This is a genomic window from Actinomycetota bacterium (assembly GCA_014360645.1).
Classification (GTDB): Bacteria; Actinomycetota; Geothermincolia; order Geothermincolales; family RBG-13-55-18; genus Solincola_B.
The window spans coordinates 43,595-59,441 of record JACIXD010000015.1; the positions used below are offsets into that span (position 1 = coordinate 43,595).

13 protein-coding genes are annotated in these 15,847 nt (G+C 66.7%); all 13 read right to left on the reverse strand.

What is annotated here, in order from left to right; all coding sequences use genetic code 11:
* A complete protein-coding gene (locus H5T74_12565; GenBank protein MBC7231209.1) occupies positions 1-1,089 on the reverse strand; it encodes a type II secretion system protein in 1,089 nt (362 codons plus the stop codon).
* A gap of 4 nt (positions 1,090-1,093) precedes the next feature.
* Positions 1,094-1,732, reverse strand: coding sequence for a B-box zinc finger protein (locus H5T74_12570; GenBank protein ID MBC7231210.1), 639 nt, complete (start codon positions 1,730-1,732; stop codon positions 1,094-1,096).
* 18 nt (positions 1,733-1,750) lie between these two features.
* Positions 1,751-3,430, reverse strand: a complete 1,680-nt coding sequence (tadA, locus tag H5T74_12575) for a Flp pilus assembly complex ATPase component TadA (protein MBC7231211.1) — start codon at positions 3,428-3,430, stop codon at positions 1,751-1,753.
* Positions 3,431-3,472: 42 nt separating this feature from the next.
* Positions 3,473-3,880: a response regulator gene (locus H5T74_12580; GenBank protein ID MBC7231212.1), complete on the reverse strand. Its 408-nt coding sequence runs from the start codon at positions 3,878-3,880 to the stop codon at positions 3,473-3,475.
* 626 nt (positions 3,881-4,506) lie between these two features.
* Complete coding sequence (locus H5T74_12585) at positions 4,507-4,692, reverse strand: hypothetical protein (protein ID MBC7231213.1); 186 nt, start codon at positions 4,690-4,692, stop codon at positions 4,507-4,509.
* 51 nt (positions 4,693-4,743) lie between these two features.
* On the reverse strand, positions 4,744-6,240 hold the full coding sequence (locus H5T74_12590; GenBank protein MBC7231214.1) for an NAD(P)/FAD-dependent oxidoreductase: 1,497 nt from the start codon (positions 6,238-6,240) through the stop codon (positions 4,744-4,746).
* A gap of 180 nt (positions 6,241-6,420) precedes the next feature.
* Positions 6,421-8,034: an FAD-binding oxidoreductase gene (locus H5T74_12595; GenBank protein ID MBC7231215.1), complete on the reverse strand. Its 1,614-nt coding sequence runs from the start codon at positions 8,032-8,034 to the stop codon at positions 6,421-6,423.
* On the reverse strand, positions 8,035-9,234 hold the full coding sequence (locus tag H5T74_12600; protein ID MBC7231216.1) for a (Fe-S)-binding protein: 1,200 nt from the start codon (positions 9,232-9,234) through the stop codon (positions 8,035-8,037).
* 3 nt (positions 9,235-9,237) lie between these two features.
* On the reverse strand, positions 9,238-10,608 hold the full coding sequence (locus H5T74_12605; protein ID MBC7231217.1) for an FAD-binding oxidoreductase: 1,371 nt from the start codon (positions 10,606-10,608) through the stop codon (positions 9,238-9,240).
* Between the two features lie 262 nt (positions 10,609-10,870).
* Positions 10,871-12,289, reverse strand: a complete 1,419-nt coding sequence (locus tag H5T74_12610; GenBank protein ID MBC7231218.1) for a CoA-binding protein — start codon at positions 12,287-12,289, stop codon at positions 10,871-10,873.
* Between the two features lie 187 nt (positions 12,290-12,476).
* The gene (locus H5T74_12615; protein MBC7231219.1) at positions 12,477-12,626 is read right to left on the reverse strand and encodes a hypothetical protein; all 150 of its coding nucleotides are present in this window, start codon (positions 12,624-12,626) and stop codon (positions 12,477-12,479) included.
* A 78-nt stretch (positions 12,627-12,704) separates the two neighbouring features.
* Positions 12,705-14,222 (reverse strand): NAD(P)/FAD-dependent oxidoreductase, encoded by a 1,518-nt coding sequence (locus tag H5T74_12620; GenBank protein MBC7231220.1) that lies wholly within the window; start codon positions 14,220-14,222, stop codon positions 12,705-12,707.
* Between the two features lie 293 nt (positions 14,223-14,515).
* Positions 14,516-15,721 (reverse strand): molybdopterin molybdotransferase MoeA, encoded by a 1,206-nt coding sequence (locus tag H5T74_12625; GenBank protein MBC7231221.1) that lies wholly within the window; start codon positions 15,719-15,721, stop codon positions 14,516-14,518.
* Between the last annotated feature and the right edge of the window lie 126 nt (positions 15,722-15,847).

Below are 15,847 nucleotides of genomic sequence, written 5' to 3' on the forward strand. Positions count from 1 at the left end.
CTATTCCTTCACCACTCGCAGCTTTGAGACGTCCACCTCGTTGGCCGTGCTCACGGTGTGGTAATACCATTTCCCTTTCTGTATGTCGTACCACAGCGACCAGTTGCTGCTGGAGGTGAGCACCTTCTCCCTGCCGTTGCGGTCTATCACCACCAGGCTGTAGCCCTTCTCGGGGGTCACCTTCACCCGCGAGCCGGCGGGGCTGTAGATGATGTTGTCCACGGGGTTCTTCCAGAACTCCGGGTCCAGCCCGATGTCGGTGTAGGCGTAGTCCCCCCAGTTCCTCGGATACCTGCCGTTCTTCTCGTAGTACTGTTTGATGAGGTCCACCATGCCGGTGGTTATCTCGCCGAAGGTGTCGCCGAGGGGGGTCTTCTTCCCGGAAGCCGCCTTGCCGAGGACATGGTCCCAGGCCACCTTGCGCGGCTGGTCGTGCTGAAACCTAGTGCCGTCCGAACGCATGCCCACCTGGCTGTCGGTGAGGCAGGCCACGGAGAGCCCGTCGGTCACGTAGTCGTATCTCCCCGCCACCTCGCCCACTCCCCTGCCGTTGGAGGGGCAATCGAAGGGACCGTGTCCCGTACCTCCCGCGTCCCCCATCACCGCCACGGGAAAGCCGGGAAGGGTGCAATAGGGGTTGAACGGGGCTCCGCCTCGCGCCTCGAAGTATTCGGCGAGGGAGCGGTCGGTATCCCCGGCGATGTTCCCCTCCAGGTCTATATAGGCCTCCCCACCGCCGGGGAGGTAGCCGCCCTCCAGCAATGACTCGTCGGGGTGGTCGGCCCTCCACCTCATGATGGCGTACTCGATGGACCTCTCGTTGTGCAGGCAGACGCTGCGCTCCGCCACCTCCTTCACCGAGACATAGACGGGGACCGCCAGAGCCGCGAGGATGCCGATGAGCAGGATGACTATAGTTATCTCGATGAGGGTGAAACCGGGATGAAAACCCCCTCTTCCGATCGCAAGGTCCGGGCGGCTCCACGCTTTCCCGGCCTTCCCGGGGCCTTGCCGGAACACCCCCGCCTCCGCGCGCATCCGCCCGTTCAGCCTCCTCGCTGCCGCCTCGAACCGGTGCAGTTCAGCCATGGTATCACCCCCCGTTTCCGGCTTCCGGGGCCGTGCCGCCCTCGCGCGCGGGCACGGAGACGTCGCTTCCCTTAAGGGAACCCGCTCCGTGGTCCTGCGGGTTGGGGCACGCTATCTCGTATCCCGTTCCCTTCAGCCTATAGACATAAGGCGCCTGCGTGGCCGGGCACGCCGCCTTCACCCGGAGGTAGGGGCCCAGCGCCTCCAAGTCGGCCGGATAGTCCCCGTGCTCATCGTGGTAGGCGCGTAGGGCCAGGCGCACCTCCTGCATGTTGATGATGCAGTCGTCGCCGCTCCAGGCCTCCTGCTGCTCCGGCGAACCTTCGGCCGGCGCGGCGTCGAAGGCGAAGTGTTTGTAGATGATGAACCCGGAAGCTCCCGCGATGAGCAGCGCCGCGGCGACCGCCACCGCCAGGAAGGCGCGTGAACCCACCTTCCTTTTCCCCGTCTCTCCCGGCGCCCCGGTTGCCCTCGCCTCCGCCTCCCTGCCCCGGAACTCCGCCAGCTGCCTGTCCACGGCGCAGTCGTAGCAGTAGGCGCCTTCCTCCTCCAGGAACTCCACGCAATCCTCGCATATCGGCTTCCCGCAACCCGCGCAGGCGCGGCCCGCCTCGCGGTCGGGATGGTTCATGCACCTTGCCATCCTCCATCACCTCCCCGTTCAACGCGGCACGGTGCGGGCGATCTCCTCCACGGAAGTGACCCCCTGCACCACCTTGTTCACGGCGTTCCGCCACATGGTGGCCATGCCCTCCTCCACCGCGCGGGCCTTCACCTCCCCGGGGTTGACCTGCGCGTCGGTCAGGGCCCTGATGCCCTCGCTCATGGGCATGACCTCGAAAACGCCGATCCGCCCCTTGTAGCCGGTGTTGCCGCAGTACCTGCACCCCACGGGGCGGTAGAAGCGGTGGCTGCCCTCTATCCCCAGCTCCACGAGGACCTCCGGGGAAGGGGTATAACCCTCCTTGCAGCGGGGGCAGAGCTTCCTCACCAGCCTCTGAGCGATGACCAGCTTCACCACCTCGCGCACGTAGTACGGCTCTATGCCTATGTCCACCAGCCTGGGCACCGTCTCCGGCGCGCCCGTGGTGTGGAGGGTGCTCAGCAGGAGATGTCCGGTGAGGGCGGCCTGCACCGAGATGTGGGCGGTCTCCTTGTCCCTTATCTCCCCCACCAGGATGATGTCCGGGTCCTGGCGCAGCACCGATCTGAGGATGGTGGCGAAGTCCAGGCCGATCTTGTGGTTGACCGGGATCTGGCTCACCATCGCCAGGCGGTATTCCACGGGGTCCTCGATGGTGATGATCTTGCGGCTGACGTCGGTGAGCTCGTTGAGCACCGCATAGAGAGTGGTGGTCTTGCCGCTCCCCGTGGGGCCGGTGACCAGGATGAACCCGTGGGGTTCCTCCAGGGCCTTGAGCAGCTTGCGCAGGTCCGCGTCCTCCAGCCCCAGTTCGACCAGGCTCACCCGTGCCTTGGACTGGTCCAGTATCCTGATGATCACCTGCTCCCCGTAGATGGTGGGGGAGGTGGCTACGCGGAAGTCCACGTCCTTGCCGCCGTACTTGACGAAGAAGCGCCCGTCCTGGGGGAGGCGCCGTTCCGCGATGTTCAGCTCCGCCAGCACCTTCACCCGCGAGACCAGGGCGTTGAGCACCTCCACGGGAAGGATCCTGGCCTCGGCGAGCAGGCCGTCCACGCGGTAGCGTACCCGGACCAGGTTCTCCTGCGGCTCGATGTGGATGTCGCTGGCGCCCTCCTTGATGGCCCGGGTGAGGAGGAGGTTGGCAAGCCTTACCACCGGACCCTCGTCCACCCTCACCTCGTCCAGGACCTCCGGCTTGTAGCGGTCCACGAACTCCAGGCGGTCCTCTTCCCAATCCACCAGCTCGTTCTCCAGGCCTCCATCCTTGAAGAAATAGTCGATGGCCTCGAGGATGTCCTCCTCGTCGCTGAGGATGGGCTCCAGGGTATAGCCGGAGGCGAAGGCCAGCATGTCCAGGGAAGCGGTGTCGAAGGGACAACTCACCGCCACGGTGAGGATGTCGCCGATGAGGGTGACGGGGATAGCCACCAGGTTCCTGGCCACGTTGGCGGGGATGAGCTTCACCGCCTGGGGATCTATGAGATCGACGGAGAGCTTCACGTAGGGGATGTCCACGTTATGGGATATGAACTCTTTGAGCTGCTCGCGGGTGGTGAAGCCCTCCTTGACGAGGATGTCCTTGAGCCGCTGCCCGGTGGTCTTCTGCAGCTTGAGGGCGAGGTCCAGCTGTTCCTGGGTGATCATCCCCTTCTCCACCAGGACGCTTCCCAGCCCTCCGTCCGCGTTGCCGGTCATCTCTCTTCACCTCGCCTCCTGCCCGCGCCCTTCCGAGGCGGTTCAGCTCTCCTTTGACCGCGCCGCCAGGCTCGCGTCCCCCACCAGCTCCTCGACCCTGCGCAGGAACTCCTCGCGCTCCTCAGGCCTGGCGGGCTTGGGGAGATAGAGGTCGGCTCCAGCCTCCCTGGCCACCCTGTGATAGTTCTGCTTCATGTAGATGGCGCTGGTCATGACCACCGGGGTCCTCTCCTCCCCCTCCAGGTCCCGGATGCTCTCCACCAGCTTGAAGCCGTTGAGCTTGGGGATGAGGCAGTCCGTGATCACCAGGTCGGGCTTTTCCTCCAGAAACCTGCGCAGGGCCTCCTCGCCGTCCCGGGCGACGATGACCTCGTGTCCCCTGGCCTCGAGGGCGTCCTTGGTGATCTGCAGGATGAGCTCGGAGTCCTCTACCAGAAGTATGCGGGCCATCTCTCCTCACCCCTCTCCAGCGCCAACGCAGCTCGCTCCCTTTGCCTCCCAGCGCATGCCACCGGCCTTACGGGGATATGGAGGCCGCCTACGGGGCCTTTCGGCCGCGGTGCCTTACGGGGCCACTTCCATATCTTCCAGCCGTGCGCGACGGAGTAAACGCTTTCACTCGCGGTATCGTCATTCTTTGAAGGATGTAAATAGCCTGGACGGGTGAAGGGGATCACCCGTTCGGGCCATTGTGGCGCCGGGTACATGGCGGGCCGCCCAGGAAGGCCTTCAGGCGGAGCCAGGAGCGACCGTAAAGCCCCGCTTATCGGGGCGCCGTGCGTCGCCGAGCCGGAGTGGCGCATGCGTCACGCCCCGCCGCGGTCAAGCATGATTGCGTCCCGGCAGGCAGGGGACCTGCTTGAGCGCCGCGGGAGCAGGGAGCGCCCCGCCCGGACCCCGGGAGGGGCGGCGCTGCGCCGGGCGGGGCGACGTTTACGGAAGGCTTTGCTCAGGCGTAATAGCGTCCCGGCAAATAGGGGACCTGCTTGAGCGCCGCGGGAGCAGGGAGCGCCCCGCCCGGACCCCGGGAGGGGCGGCGCTGCGCCGGGCGGGGCGACGTTTACGGAAGGCTTTGCTCAGGCGTAATAGCGTCCCGGCAAATAGGGGACCTGCTTGAGCAGGTGGACGATGAAACGTCTCCTCGATTCGTCCAGGCGCGCGAACCGCACGGCTAGCAGGCCCAGCGCCAGGACCAGGAAGACGGGCATCAGCTTTCCCGCCATGCCCCCGCCGCCGGTCTCGGCTTTTCCGCTCTTCAGCATGTGGACCTCCTGGGTCGATCATCTACATCCGGCACTTTTGCCCGTTTCCCTTCACTCGTACTTCTCGATGAGCCGCGAGGCGATGTATCCCGATGCGACGGCCGAGGGCACCCCCCCGCCGGGGTGGGTGGAGGCGCCGGTGAGGTAGAGCCCCCTGATGGACTTGGACTTCGCCGCCGGCCGGAATACCGCCTGGGCGGGAAGGTCCATCTGCAGGCCGTATATGGCCCCGCCGGGCGAGAGCAGGCGGCGCTCGAAATCCAGCGGGGTGGAGACCTCGAGGACCTTCACGTGGTCCTTCAGGCCGGGTATTGCCTTCTCCGAGAGCCCCTCGATCATGCGCTCCGCCACGCGCTGTTTCTCGCGGTCCCAGTCGGTACCCGAGAGGCGGTAGGGGCCCATGCCCATGATGTTGAGCACGTGGCAGCCCTCCGGGGCCATGGAGGGATCGGACTCCGTGGGCCAGCAGATAAGGCCGTGCACCTGCTGCGGTATCTCCCCCCTGCGGTATTCGTTCCACCAGAAGTCGTTCATCATCTCCAGGGGGCCGATGGTCAAGCTGTGGTGTGCCTCCAGGGGTGGGCGGTAGTCAAGCCCCACGTAGAGCATGACGCAGGACATGGAGACCTCGTAGCTCTTGATGCCGAAGCGGGCCAGCCAGGGAAGGTGCTCCTCGCCGATCATCTCCAGGTAGAGCTTCTTGGCGTTGACGTTGGAGACCACCAGGTCGGAGGTTATCTCGGTCCCGTCCGCCAGGCGCACCCCCTCAACCCTGCGGTCCCGCACCATGACCCTGTCCACCTCGGTGCCCAGCCTCACCTCCATGCCCAGCCTCTCGCCGCAGCGCCGGAAGGCCTCGGGGATCCGGATCATGCCGCCGCGCGGATACCAGATGCCCTCGTGTTCCGAGTAGGGGATGAGGGCGATGAAACCGGGCGCGAGCTCGGGCGGCAGGCCGCAGTAGAAGGACTGGAAGGACATGGTCTGCTGCACCACGTCGTTCTTGAAGTACTTCTTGATCACGTCCTGGTAGCTGGTGAAGAAGAGGGGGAGGAACTTGAGCATGCGCGGGTTCTTGAGGCCCATCTTCATCATGTCCGCCATGCCGTTGCAGGGGTTGGTGAAGAAGGCCTCGATGGTCTGCTTCATCATGTCGGCGAAGTAGTCCGCGAGCTGGTACCATTGCCTGCCGTCCTCGGGGGAGATGGCGGAGATCACCTCCGCCGTCCCCTCCAGGGAAAGGGGATAGTTCACCCGGGAGCCGTCCTCGAAGATATAGCTGTAGATGGGATCGCAGAGCATGAGTTCCACCTCCGCCTGGAAGGAGGTGCCAAGAGCCTCGAAGGCCTTCTCGATGGGGTTGATCACCTCCACGATGGAGGCTCCCACGTCGAACCGGAAGCCGTCCTTCTCGAAGGTGGAACAGCATCCCCCCACCCGATCGCTCTGCTCCAGCACCAGCACCTTGCGGCCCTGCCTGGCCAGCAGGGCGCCCGCGGAGATGCCCCCGCATCCGGCTCCGATCACGATCACGTCGTAGTCCGCCATGTGACGTCACTCCTTCCGTACCGCACTCGCCGCGCCGCCGGGGACCCTCCCACAGGGCCCGCGGGTAGGCGTCCCGGCGCCGTTCCCTTCCCTGCTCCCGTCTCTTACCCTTCCGCGCGCGGGGCCCGCGCTCCGCGCCGCCTTCTCCGCCGCACCCGCTCCCGGGCGCCGACCACCCCCTTACAGCGCCGCCTTCTTCATGCGCAGGGTGTCGTAGTCGAAGCGGCGGAGGCAGATGTTGTTGGGGTCGTAGATCATCTTCATGTCCCGGTAGGCGTCCACATAGGTGCCCGCCTGGGGGAAGACGAAGCCGATGAGGTCGTGCAGCGGCCCCGCCCCCTCCACCAGCGCCCACACCCCGAAGCATATCCCCGATCCCTTGCGGAAGGAGGCAGCCATGGCCGCCAGGGTCCCGGAGATGGTGCGCAGGCTGTCCTCGGGGTTGGACTGGTCGATGAAGATGTCGAACTCGATGAAGCCCAGCCGCCCCATGTCGTAGGGCTGGAAATAGGTGGCGATGAGATCGGCGGAGATGACGTTGTCGTCCGTACCCACCTGCTGGGTCATGGCCCGCATCATCTCCCGGTTGATCTCCGGGAGGTACTCAAGGTGGTCGAGGCCGAAGCCCACGAAGAAGGAGCCCTTCACCCGCTGCACGCGCACCGACTCGCGGAAGAACTTGGTAAATTTATCCACACCGAGGATGCGTCCCTCCGAGATGTCCTCCACCACCTCCCAGTCCATGAACTCGAACTCCGGCGCTACCGCCAGGATGTCCTCCTCGCACACCTTGCACTTGACCTCCGTCTCCTCCTCGGAATAGCCGCCGGTCACCGGCACCACGTAATGGCGCGGGAACATGGGGATGAGCTTGGAGGACTCCGCGTTGGTCTCCGCCAGGAAGATGCCCATGTAGGTGTTCTGGAAGTAGGCGTTCTCGATGACGATGTTGCGCTGGCTGATGGCCTTGAGGGCGGGGGCGATGTGATCCCAGCTCTCGGAGTCGCTGATGGGCACGGTGAGCTTGACGTGCTCGGGGTTGGGATAGAGGCGCAGGGTCATCTCGGTGATGATGCCCATGGTCCCCAGGGAGCCGCGGATGAAGGCCCGCACGTCGGGGCCGGGTCCCGGCATGTGCACGGGGTCGGCCCCGTATGCCGTCGGGCCTCCCACCATCACCTGCCCCTCGGGGAGCACGATCTTGTAGCCGATGATGTGGTCCAGCCCCACCCCGTACTTGTTGGCCAGGGTGGAGATGTTGCCCATCATGATGTTGGAGACCACCGAGGCGTTGGCGGAGGTGGAGGGATTGATGAGGCGCAGGCCGCGCTTGAGGGTCTCCGTCTGCAACTGGGCGAAGGTCACCCCGGGGCCGATGGTGCAGAACATGTTCTCCTCGTCGATCTCCATGATCTCGTCCATGCGCCGCAGGTCGCAGAGGAGGCCGCCGTAGGGCGGGATAGTCATGCCCAGGGTGTTGAGGCCCGTGCCGTAGGGGGTGACGTCTATGAGGTACTTGTTGGCGATCTTCATGATCGCCACCACGTCCTCCGTGGAGCCGGGCAGGGCCACGATGTGGGGATGGTTCATGGGCACCACCGACTGGTCGCGGGCGTAGGCCACGGTGATGTTGATGTCGTTGGAGACCCATTCCTCGCCCAGCGCCTCCTGCAGCTCGCGGTAGGCCTTCTCCAGGTTCTCCGGCAGGTTGTGGGTGCCGTCGATCTCGTGCTTCACCGGCACCCTGATGACCTTGCGCTCGCGCAGGTCCTTCTGCAGGTCCTTTCCCTTCACCTACACCACCTCCCCCAGCCCGGAAGCCAGCACCTCGTAGATGTCGTACACCGGCAGGCCGCCCGTGGTCGCGAAGTGGTCCTCGCAATGCGGGCAGGCGGTGACCAAGGCCTCGGCTCCCACCGCCCGCGCTTCCTCCATGCGCTCGGATGCCGTCCAGGACGCCAGCTCGGGTCTGGCGGCGCGTACCCCACCGCCGGCGCCGCAACACCAGGAGTTCTCGCGGTTACGCTGGAACTCCAGCAGCTCCAGTCCCGGCACCGCCGCCAGCAGACGGCGCGGCTGCTCGTAGATCTCGCACCACCTGCCGAGCATGCAGGGATCGTGGTAGGCGGCCCTGAGGGCGCTCTCGCCCTGGAAGCGCAGGGCCTTCTTCTTGAGCGCCCTGGCGAGGATCTCCGCGGGATGCACCACCTCCAGGTCCATGGCCTTGCCGTATTCGTCACGCAGGACCTGCAGGCAGTGGGGGCAGGGGGCGATGATGCGCGAGGCGCCGGTGGAGCGGAAGAGGTCGATATTCTCCAGGGCGCGCTCCTCGAAGCCGTCGCGGTCTCCCAGGGCGAGGTTGAAGCTGCGGCAGCAGGGCTCGGCATCCCCCAGCACCCCGATATCCAGTCCCGCCGCCCTCAGCAGCCTGACCAGGGAAGCGAGCCTCCCGCGCATCCTCTCGTCGGAGGCGTAGGCGCAGCCCACGAAGAGCAGGTTCTCGGCCTTTTCCCGGCTGAGGTCCTTGACCCCGAGTTCCCGTGCCGCCTCGCCCTTGAAACCTTTCTCCAGCCCCATGGGGTTGTCCCTGTCGGCGGTGGAATCGAGCATGGCGCGGTGACCCTCCAGGAGGCCCCACCCCTCCTCCACCGCCTTCTCCCGCATGAGCTGGATGATGCGCGTGGTGTGCAGGCCCTTGAGAGGGAAGCACATCTCCTGGCAGAGCCCGCAGAGGTTGCAGGAATAGATGATCTCCGCCGTCTTGGGGGTGGGTTCGAACTCCAGATTGGTGATGGCCCTGGCGATCTCCATCATCCCCGCGGCGTAGTAGGACTCGAAGCGGTAACGGGTGCCGCAGGGACAGTTGTAGGAGAAGCGCGCGCTCTCGAACACCTGCACGTTCATGGACTGGCACATCTTGCACTTGCCGCATACCCAGTAATCGTCACGGTAGTCGGTGAGCTTCTCCCTTTTCCTGGTAAGCCCGCGTTCCATGTCCTACACCCCCTCCATGAGCTGCCCGGGATTGAGCAGGCCCTTCGGGTCCAGGACCCGCTTGAGGTTCTTGATCATGCGGATGTTCTCGGGGTCCATGCGGGAATAGACCAGCTCCGCCACCTCGCCACGGGGACGGTTGACGTGCGCTCCCCGGTCGAGGACGGTCCGGTAGGCACGCAGCCAGGCCTCGCGCGCCCCGCCGTCCCCCTCCGGGTGGTGGATGTCCGTCTCGCAGTAGAAGGCGGCGCCGTAATAGGAGGGGATGGCCACCCTCCCCAGAGGATACCCGGGCGCCTCCCCTTCCACCGCCGCGAACAGGCCCGCCACCTTGCCCGCGAAGGTGAAGTAGTCCACCGCCGTCACCTCGCCGCGGTAGTAGGCGCGCTCGGACAGGTACCACGGCCACTCGAACTTCTCCCGCATGCGGCGCGCCAGCTCCGCGTCTCCCTCCCTGCCCCCGCAGGAGAGCGCCATCCCGCGCGTCTGGCGGTCCCATATCTCCACCAGGGAGGGGTGGTTGTCGAAGCCGAAGACCACGCTCCAGGGCGGCAGCTCCCCCGCCAAGGAGTCCGCCTCCCCGGCGCTCTCCGAGAGCAGCACGGAGAGGTAGCGGCGGTCAGCGACCACGCACTCGAAGACCTGGTCGTGGCGGGAGGCGAGACGCGCCGCCCTCACCGCCGCCTCCGCGTCCTCGAAGGCGTAGACGGTGACCCTGCGCTCCTCCCAGCGCTTGTAGATCCACGCCTTCATGGCATAGGGTATGCCGAAGATGTCCTCGCTGGCATGGAAGAGATTGGAATACATCGGCCCCAGGTCCTCTCGGAACTCCGAGTGGCCGTCGGGAGTGTACTGGTCGGTGCCGCTCATCCACAATCGCCCGTCGGCCAGGATGGCGTGGAAGGTGGTGAACTGGTAGGGCCGGGTGGCGCCGTTGGCCAGGATGACGTCGCGGTCCAGGTAAGAGCGCACGATGGAGGAGGAGGTGGCCGCCGCGGGCATGAGGATACGGAGGCCGCGGGCGTCCAGCTCTCTTTTCAGGCCCTCGAAGGTGACGCCGTATTCCACGAAGGCCAGCAGGTTGGGCTCGTCGATGCGCACGATGCGGTCCATTCCCCTCAAGTCGATGAGCACCCCGCCGGACTCCGCCACCGCGGGGTCCACGAAGCCGCGCCGGTAGGTGAAGATGGGGATGCCGTTCTCGTAGGCGCAGGAGGCGATGTCCGCCAGCTCCAGGCTGTCCCGCGGTAGAGCGAGTACCAGGTCCAGCCGCGGCGGCGGCGGCCGGAAGTAGTCCTTGAGGGCGTCCGTCCCTTCCCGAATCGCCCCCGGGCCCGCGGCATCCCTGAGTCTTTCTCTGGTCCTGACGCTCATCCTTCCACCTCCCCTGATCCCAGGGCGCTTCCCTTTCGCCCTGACCCTTGCACTCTCCTAAACCGGCGCCAATACTCCTCTTCTCCCGAGGGCGCCCCTCGCGGTCCCGGCGCGCGCTTGACGCGCCTCTCTCCGGCATGGACCGGGGAAACGCCGCACCACTCCCTTCCGCGCCCCTCTCCCCGTTTCAAGGCTCGGAGAGAGCGAGGCGCGCCCGTCCCCTCCCATCGCGCCCGCTCCGCAAGACATGCGTCCTCTCTCCTTATCCGCACCGCGCACGTTCCCCTCCCGCCCGCGCCCGGCGCATACCGTAGCGGGCCAGGGCCCAGGCGGCCCCCACACACCGCTCCACGGTGTCGTACACCGGCACCCCGATATCCTCCAGGGAAGTGAACCAGCGGCGGCGGTCCTCCTCCGAAGCCCCGAGGATGCAGGCCAGCAGCGGCTTTTGCGGGTGCTCCTCCCTGATCTCCGCCAGCAGGGCCGCGGCGTCGAACTCCGACTCCGGCACCAGGGTGAAAACCGCCATGAGCATGTGCATGTCCTTTTCCGAGGCAAAGGCGCGGAGGATCACGCGGTAGGCGTCCTCCACCGTGCCCTGCAGGGTCGCGGCCCAGATGTCCATGGGGTTGCCGAGGCGCACCCACGGCGGCAGACCCTCTCCCGCCAGGCGTTCCGCCCGCGGCGAGGGCGGAGGGAGGGGCAGCCCCCGGCGCTGGCAGGCGTCGGCCACCAGCACCGTGCCCGCGCCGGTGATGGAGACCACCCCCAGGTTGGGTCCGGCGGGAACCGGACAGTAGGAGAGGGCCTTGGCCGCGTCGAAGAGGCCCTCGATGCCCTCCACCGCAATCACCCCCGCCTGGGCCAGCGCCCCTCGCAGCACCGCTTCCTCTCCGGCCAGGGTGCCGGTATGACTGGCGGCCATCCTGCTCCCCAGCTCGCTCCCGCCGCCTTTGAGCATGAGCACGGGCTTGGTGAGCGTGACCTCCGACGCCAGTTCCAGGAATTCCCTGCCCCTCTGGATCCCCTCCGAGTAAACGGCGATGACCCCGGTGGAGGCGTCGTCCCGGAGGTAGGCGAGCACGTCCACCTCGTCCACGTCCGCCTTGTTGCCCAGGCAGGCCACCTTGGAGATCCCGAAACGCTGGGTGGAGCTCACCCAGCGCGCGAACCCGCCCGCGAAGAGCCCGGTCTGGGCGACGATGGAGATGTCTCCCGCCCGCAGGGGGTCCAGGGACATGAGGGAGGTGACGAAACCGGAGGAGGTGGAGATGGTCCCCACGCTGTTGGGGCCCATCATGCGCATGCCGCGCTCGCGCACCGCGCGCTTAAGGCGCCTCTGCATCTCCGCCCCCTCGGCCCCCGCGTCGGAATACCCCGCCGCGCAGACGATCACCCTCCTCACCCCGGCGTCGGCGCAGTCCCGGACGAAGGGGAGCATGTGGTCCCGGGGGAGCACCCCCACCGCCACCTCCACCGGCTCTCCGATGTCTCGCAGGGAGGGGAACGCGGGCACCCCTAAGATCTCCCCGGCCCGGGGATGGATGGCGTAGATGCGCCCGCGGTAGCCGAAGCGCAGCAGGTTGGACAGGGTCACGTTCCCGAGCTTGGCGGTCGAGCTGGAAGCCCCGGCCACGGCCACGCTCGCCGGGTTGAAGAAAGGCTCCATGTCCTGTACCACCGTGATCCCCCCTGCCGGGACCGCGTCGTGGTCCCGTGTCCTCCGTGCATGCCCGCGTCTCCGGGCCCCTCTCGCTCTCTCCCTGCGCGGGAGAGCGGCGCTACATGTTTCCGTTTCCAGCGTCTTCCGCTCTTTCTACGGCGCCGCTTTCGATCCCCTCGCGGGCGCGAGCGGCGCCGCGCGGAGATCAGACGAAATAGCGGAAGGGCATCTTGGGCAGCTGGGTGAGCAGGAGCTTGGCGTAACGCCAGTCGGAGGGCTCCGTGGTCGCGGCCAGCCATGCCGCCAGCCCGCCCGCGATCCCCAACGCGATCACCGCTTTCGTCCCCGCCTTCATCCTCGCCTCCCGTCTTCAGGGTATTCCGTCCGCCACCTATCCGCCGTAAATCCGCGTGCTTGCCCCGCGCCCCTCCCCTCAGGCGTTGTCCCTCACGATGAGGCCGCCGGTGATGATCCCCCCCGCCACCACCGCGGGCACCCCTCCGCCGGGATGGGTGGAGGCTCCCGCCAAATAGAGGTTCTTGATGCACTTGGAGCGGTTGGCGGGACGGAACACCGCCATGTGGCTCAAGTCGGTCTGGATGCCGTAAACGGCTCCGCCCGGATGCAGGAGCATGCGCTCGAGGTCCTTGGGCGTCGCCATGTCCCGATAGACCACGTGCTCGGAGAGGTCCGGGATGATATAGCGCTCGATGGTGGCGATGGCCTCGTCTATGTACCTCTCCTTGTAGCGGTCCCAGTCGTTGCCCGCCAGGTTGTAGGGAGCCAGCCCCATGTGGGTCAGCACGTGCTTTCCCGGGGGGGCCAGCGAGGAGTCGATCTTGGAGGCCCAGGAGATGAGGCCCATCACCTCCACGCGCCCGTCCTTCTCGTAAAGCCTGCCCTTGAGGTAATAATCGCTCCAGTAGTCGTTCATCACCTTGGGGTCGGTCAGGGTCAGGGTGTGGTGGGCGTTGAGGGGCGGTTCGTAATCTATTCCCAGGTAGATCATGGGGCAGGGCATGGAGAGGACCAGCGAGCGCACCCCTCTCCAGACGTGCCAGGGGAGGTGCTCCCTCCCGATCATCTCCTCGTAGAGCTTCTTGGCGTTGATGGCCCCCACCACGTTGCGGGCGGTGATCTCGGTGCCGTCCCACAGCTCCACTCCCACGGCCCGGCGGTTCTCCACCATCACCCGCACCGCGCGGGCGTCGAAGCGCGTCTCGCCCCCCAGGTCCTCGAAGGCCTGCTGGATGCCGGCGGGGATGCGTATCATGCCTCCCTCGGGGTAATAGATGCCCTCGTGCTCCAGGAGCCCCACGATGGCATACAGCCCGGCACACATGTCCGGCGGCAGGCCGGCGTAGAAGGATTGGAAGGCCATGGAAGCAAGCACGTCGGAGTTCTTGAAATATCTGGCAACTATCTTCTGGTGGGTGGTCACGAACATGGGGAGCACCGAGATCATCTGGGGATATTTGACGATAAGCCTGATGGTGTCCATGAACCCCAGGGAAGGCGCGTAGAAGAAGTTGTCCACCAGCCCCTTGATCTTGGGCGTGTAGTCCTCAGCGAACTTCAGGAAAGCCCGGGCGTCCTCGGGGGAGAACTCCGCGATCACCCGCGCCGTGCCCTCCACCGAGGTGGGATAGGCGAAGCGCACCCCCCGGGTGTTGTCGCAGTAGTCGTAGATGGGGTCCACGGGGATGAGGGGGATGTATCTCTCCCGGGGCAGCTCCAGGCGCTTGAAGAGCTCGTCGAAGGCGCGGGTGACCTCCACCACGCTCGCCCCCACGTCGAAATGGAAGCCCTCCGCCTCGTAGGTGGAGCAGCAGCCGCCGATGCGCTGCGACTGCTCGAGCACCAGGGTCTTCATCCCCGCCTTCTGACAGAGGGCTGCCGCCGAGAGACCGCCGATCCCCCCGCCTATGACCACCACGTCGTAATCGCTCATGGCGCTTACCCCCTGTACAGCTAGTGATTCTGACTTGTGAATATTATATTACTATCTATTTTTATGAATATCAAGCTCGTCATCGCAGCGGGGCGTAGGGGAGGGGCGGGAGTGGGAAGAGATGGGAAGGACCTCCTTTCCGCGCGCCCCACCATCGAGGCGTGGAAACCGGGGGAGCAGCCGGGGGCGGGCCGACCCCAGACGGCAGGTGGCGATGAGGAGGCGGGCGCTGCCGCGCGCCGTCCGCCGGACTCGAGGAGTCCCGCGCCGACGCCTTCCGGCGCGGCCGGGGTTCAGCGCAGCATCTCTATCTCCACCTCGGCGCCGGGCTCCAGGCGGCCGACGTCCTCGGGAAGCACGGCAAGGGCGTTGCCGAGCACCATGGAGCGCAGGATGCCGCTGCCCTGGGGGCCGGTGGGGCGGACATGGTAGCGGCCGTCGCGCCAATCCGCGATCACGCGTATGAACTCCGTGCGTCCCTCTCTGCGCCCCATGGGGGCGTCGAGGACCGCGGTGACGCGGGGTCGGAAGAGCTCGCGGCGCCCCATCATCTTGAGGAGCGCGGGGCGCACGAACTGCTCGAAGGAGACCATCACCGAGACGGGGTTCCCGGGCAGGCCGAAGAGGGGCTTGCCGCCTATGTGGCCGAAGGCCTGGGGCTTGCCGGGGCGCATGGCCACCTTCCAGAAGTTCATCTCCCCCAGCTTTCCCAGCACCTCCTTGACCATGTCGTAGTCGCCCACCGAGACCCCTCCGCTGGTGACGAAGAGGTCCACCCTTTCCAGGTTGTCGAGGATGGTCCGCTCCAGGAGGGCGGCGTCGTCCCGCACCACGCCCAGGCGCAGGGGCTCCGCCCCCGCCTCGCGCACCATGCCGAAGAGGGTGTAGCTGTTGGAGTCGCGGATCTTCCCCGGCGCCAGCTCCTCCTCCACTCCCACCAGCTCGTCGCCGGTGGAGATGATCCCCACCCTGGCGCGGCGGAAACACCGGGGGCGGGCGTATCCCAGGCTGGAAAGCATCCCCAGTTCCGCGGGCCCGATAGGCGTCCCCGGTGCCAGCACCGTCTCGCCCTTCCTCACGTCCTCTCCCGCCCGGCGCACGTTGGACCCCCGAGCCACCGCCTTCAGGACCAGCACGCTCCCCTCCCCGGCGCGGGTCTGCTCCACGGGGACCACGGCGTCGCACCCCTCCGGCACCGGCGCTCCGGTCATGATGCGCAGGGCCTGTCCCCGCTCCAGGGCCACCCGGGGCGCGTACCCCGCAGCCAGGTCGCCCAACACCACCAGCTCCACGGGGCTCTCCTCCGAGGCGCCGGCCACGTCCTCCGACCTCACCGCGTAGCCGTCCATGGCCGAGTTGTCGAAGGGGGGGATGTCATGCCGCGCCACCGCCTCCTCCGCCAGGGTGAGCCCCAGCGCTTCGAGGAGAGGCGTCTCCGCCGTCTCCAGCGTCCCCACCGCCTCCAGCACCTTCTCCCTCGCCTCTTCCACCCTCAACATCCCCAACGACCTCCCGTGCTTACCGGGAAGCGCCGCTGCGCCTCCGTGTTCCAAAGGTATCCCGAAAACGGCTTCCGGCCCAACCCGTCCCCGCGGACAGGCGCCGCCGCGCCGCGACCCACCGTA

Excerpts from the sequence above, each read along its gene's own strand:
- H5T74_12605 (MBC7231217.1), bottom strand. The coding sequence starts at position 10,608 with ATGAGCGTCAGGACCAGAGAAAGACTCAGGGATGCCGCGGGCCCGGGG.
- H5T74_12615 (MBC7231219.1), bottom strand. The coding sequence starts at position 12,626 with ATGAAGGCGGGGACGAAAGCGGTGATCGCGTTGGGGATCGCGGGCGGG.
- H5T74_12620 (MBC7231220.1), bottom strand. The coding sequence starts at position 14,222 with ATGAGCGATTACGACGTGGTGGTCATAGGCGGGGGGATCGGCGGTCTC.
- H5T74_12565 (MBC7231209.1), bottom strand. The coding sequence starts at position 1,089 with ATGGCTGAACTGCACCGGTTCGAGGCGGCAGCGAGGAGGCTGAACGGG.
- H5T74_12585 (MBC7231213.1), bottom strand. The coding sequence starts at position 4,692 with ATGCTGAAGAGCGGAAAAGCCGAGACCGGCGGCGGGGGCATGGCGGGA.
- H5T74_12570 (MBC7231210.1), bottom strand. The coding sequence starts at position 1,732 with ATGGCAAGGTGCATGAACCATCCCGACCGCGAGGCGGGCCGCGCCTGC.
- H5T74_12625 (MBC7231221.1), bottom strand. The coding sequence starts at position 15,721 with ATGTTGAGGGTGGAAGAGGCGAGGGAGAAGGTGCTGGAGGCGGTGGGG.
- H5T74_12600 (MBC7231216.1), bottom strand. The coding sequence starts at position 9,234 with ATGGAACGCGGGCTTACCAGGAAAAGGGAGAAGCTCACCGACTACCGT.
- tadA (MBC7231211.1), bottom strand. The coding sequence starts at position 3,430 with ATGACCGGCAACGCGGACGGAGGGCTGGGAAGCGTCCTGGTGGAGAAG.
- H5T74_12590 (MBC7231214.1), bottom strand. The coding sequence starts at position 6,240 with ATGGCGGACTACGACGTGATCGTGATCGGAGCCGGATGCGGGGGCATC.
- H5T74_12580 (MBC7231212.1), bottom strand. The coding sequence starts at position 3,880 with ATGGCCCGCATACTTCTGGTAGAGGACTCCGAGCTCATCCTGCAGATC.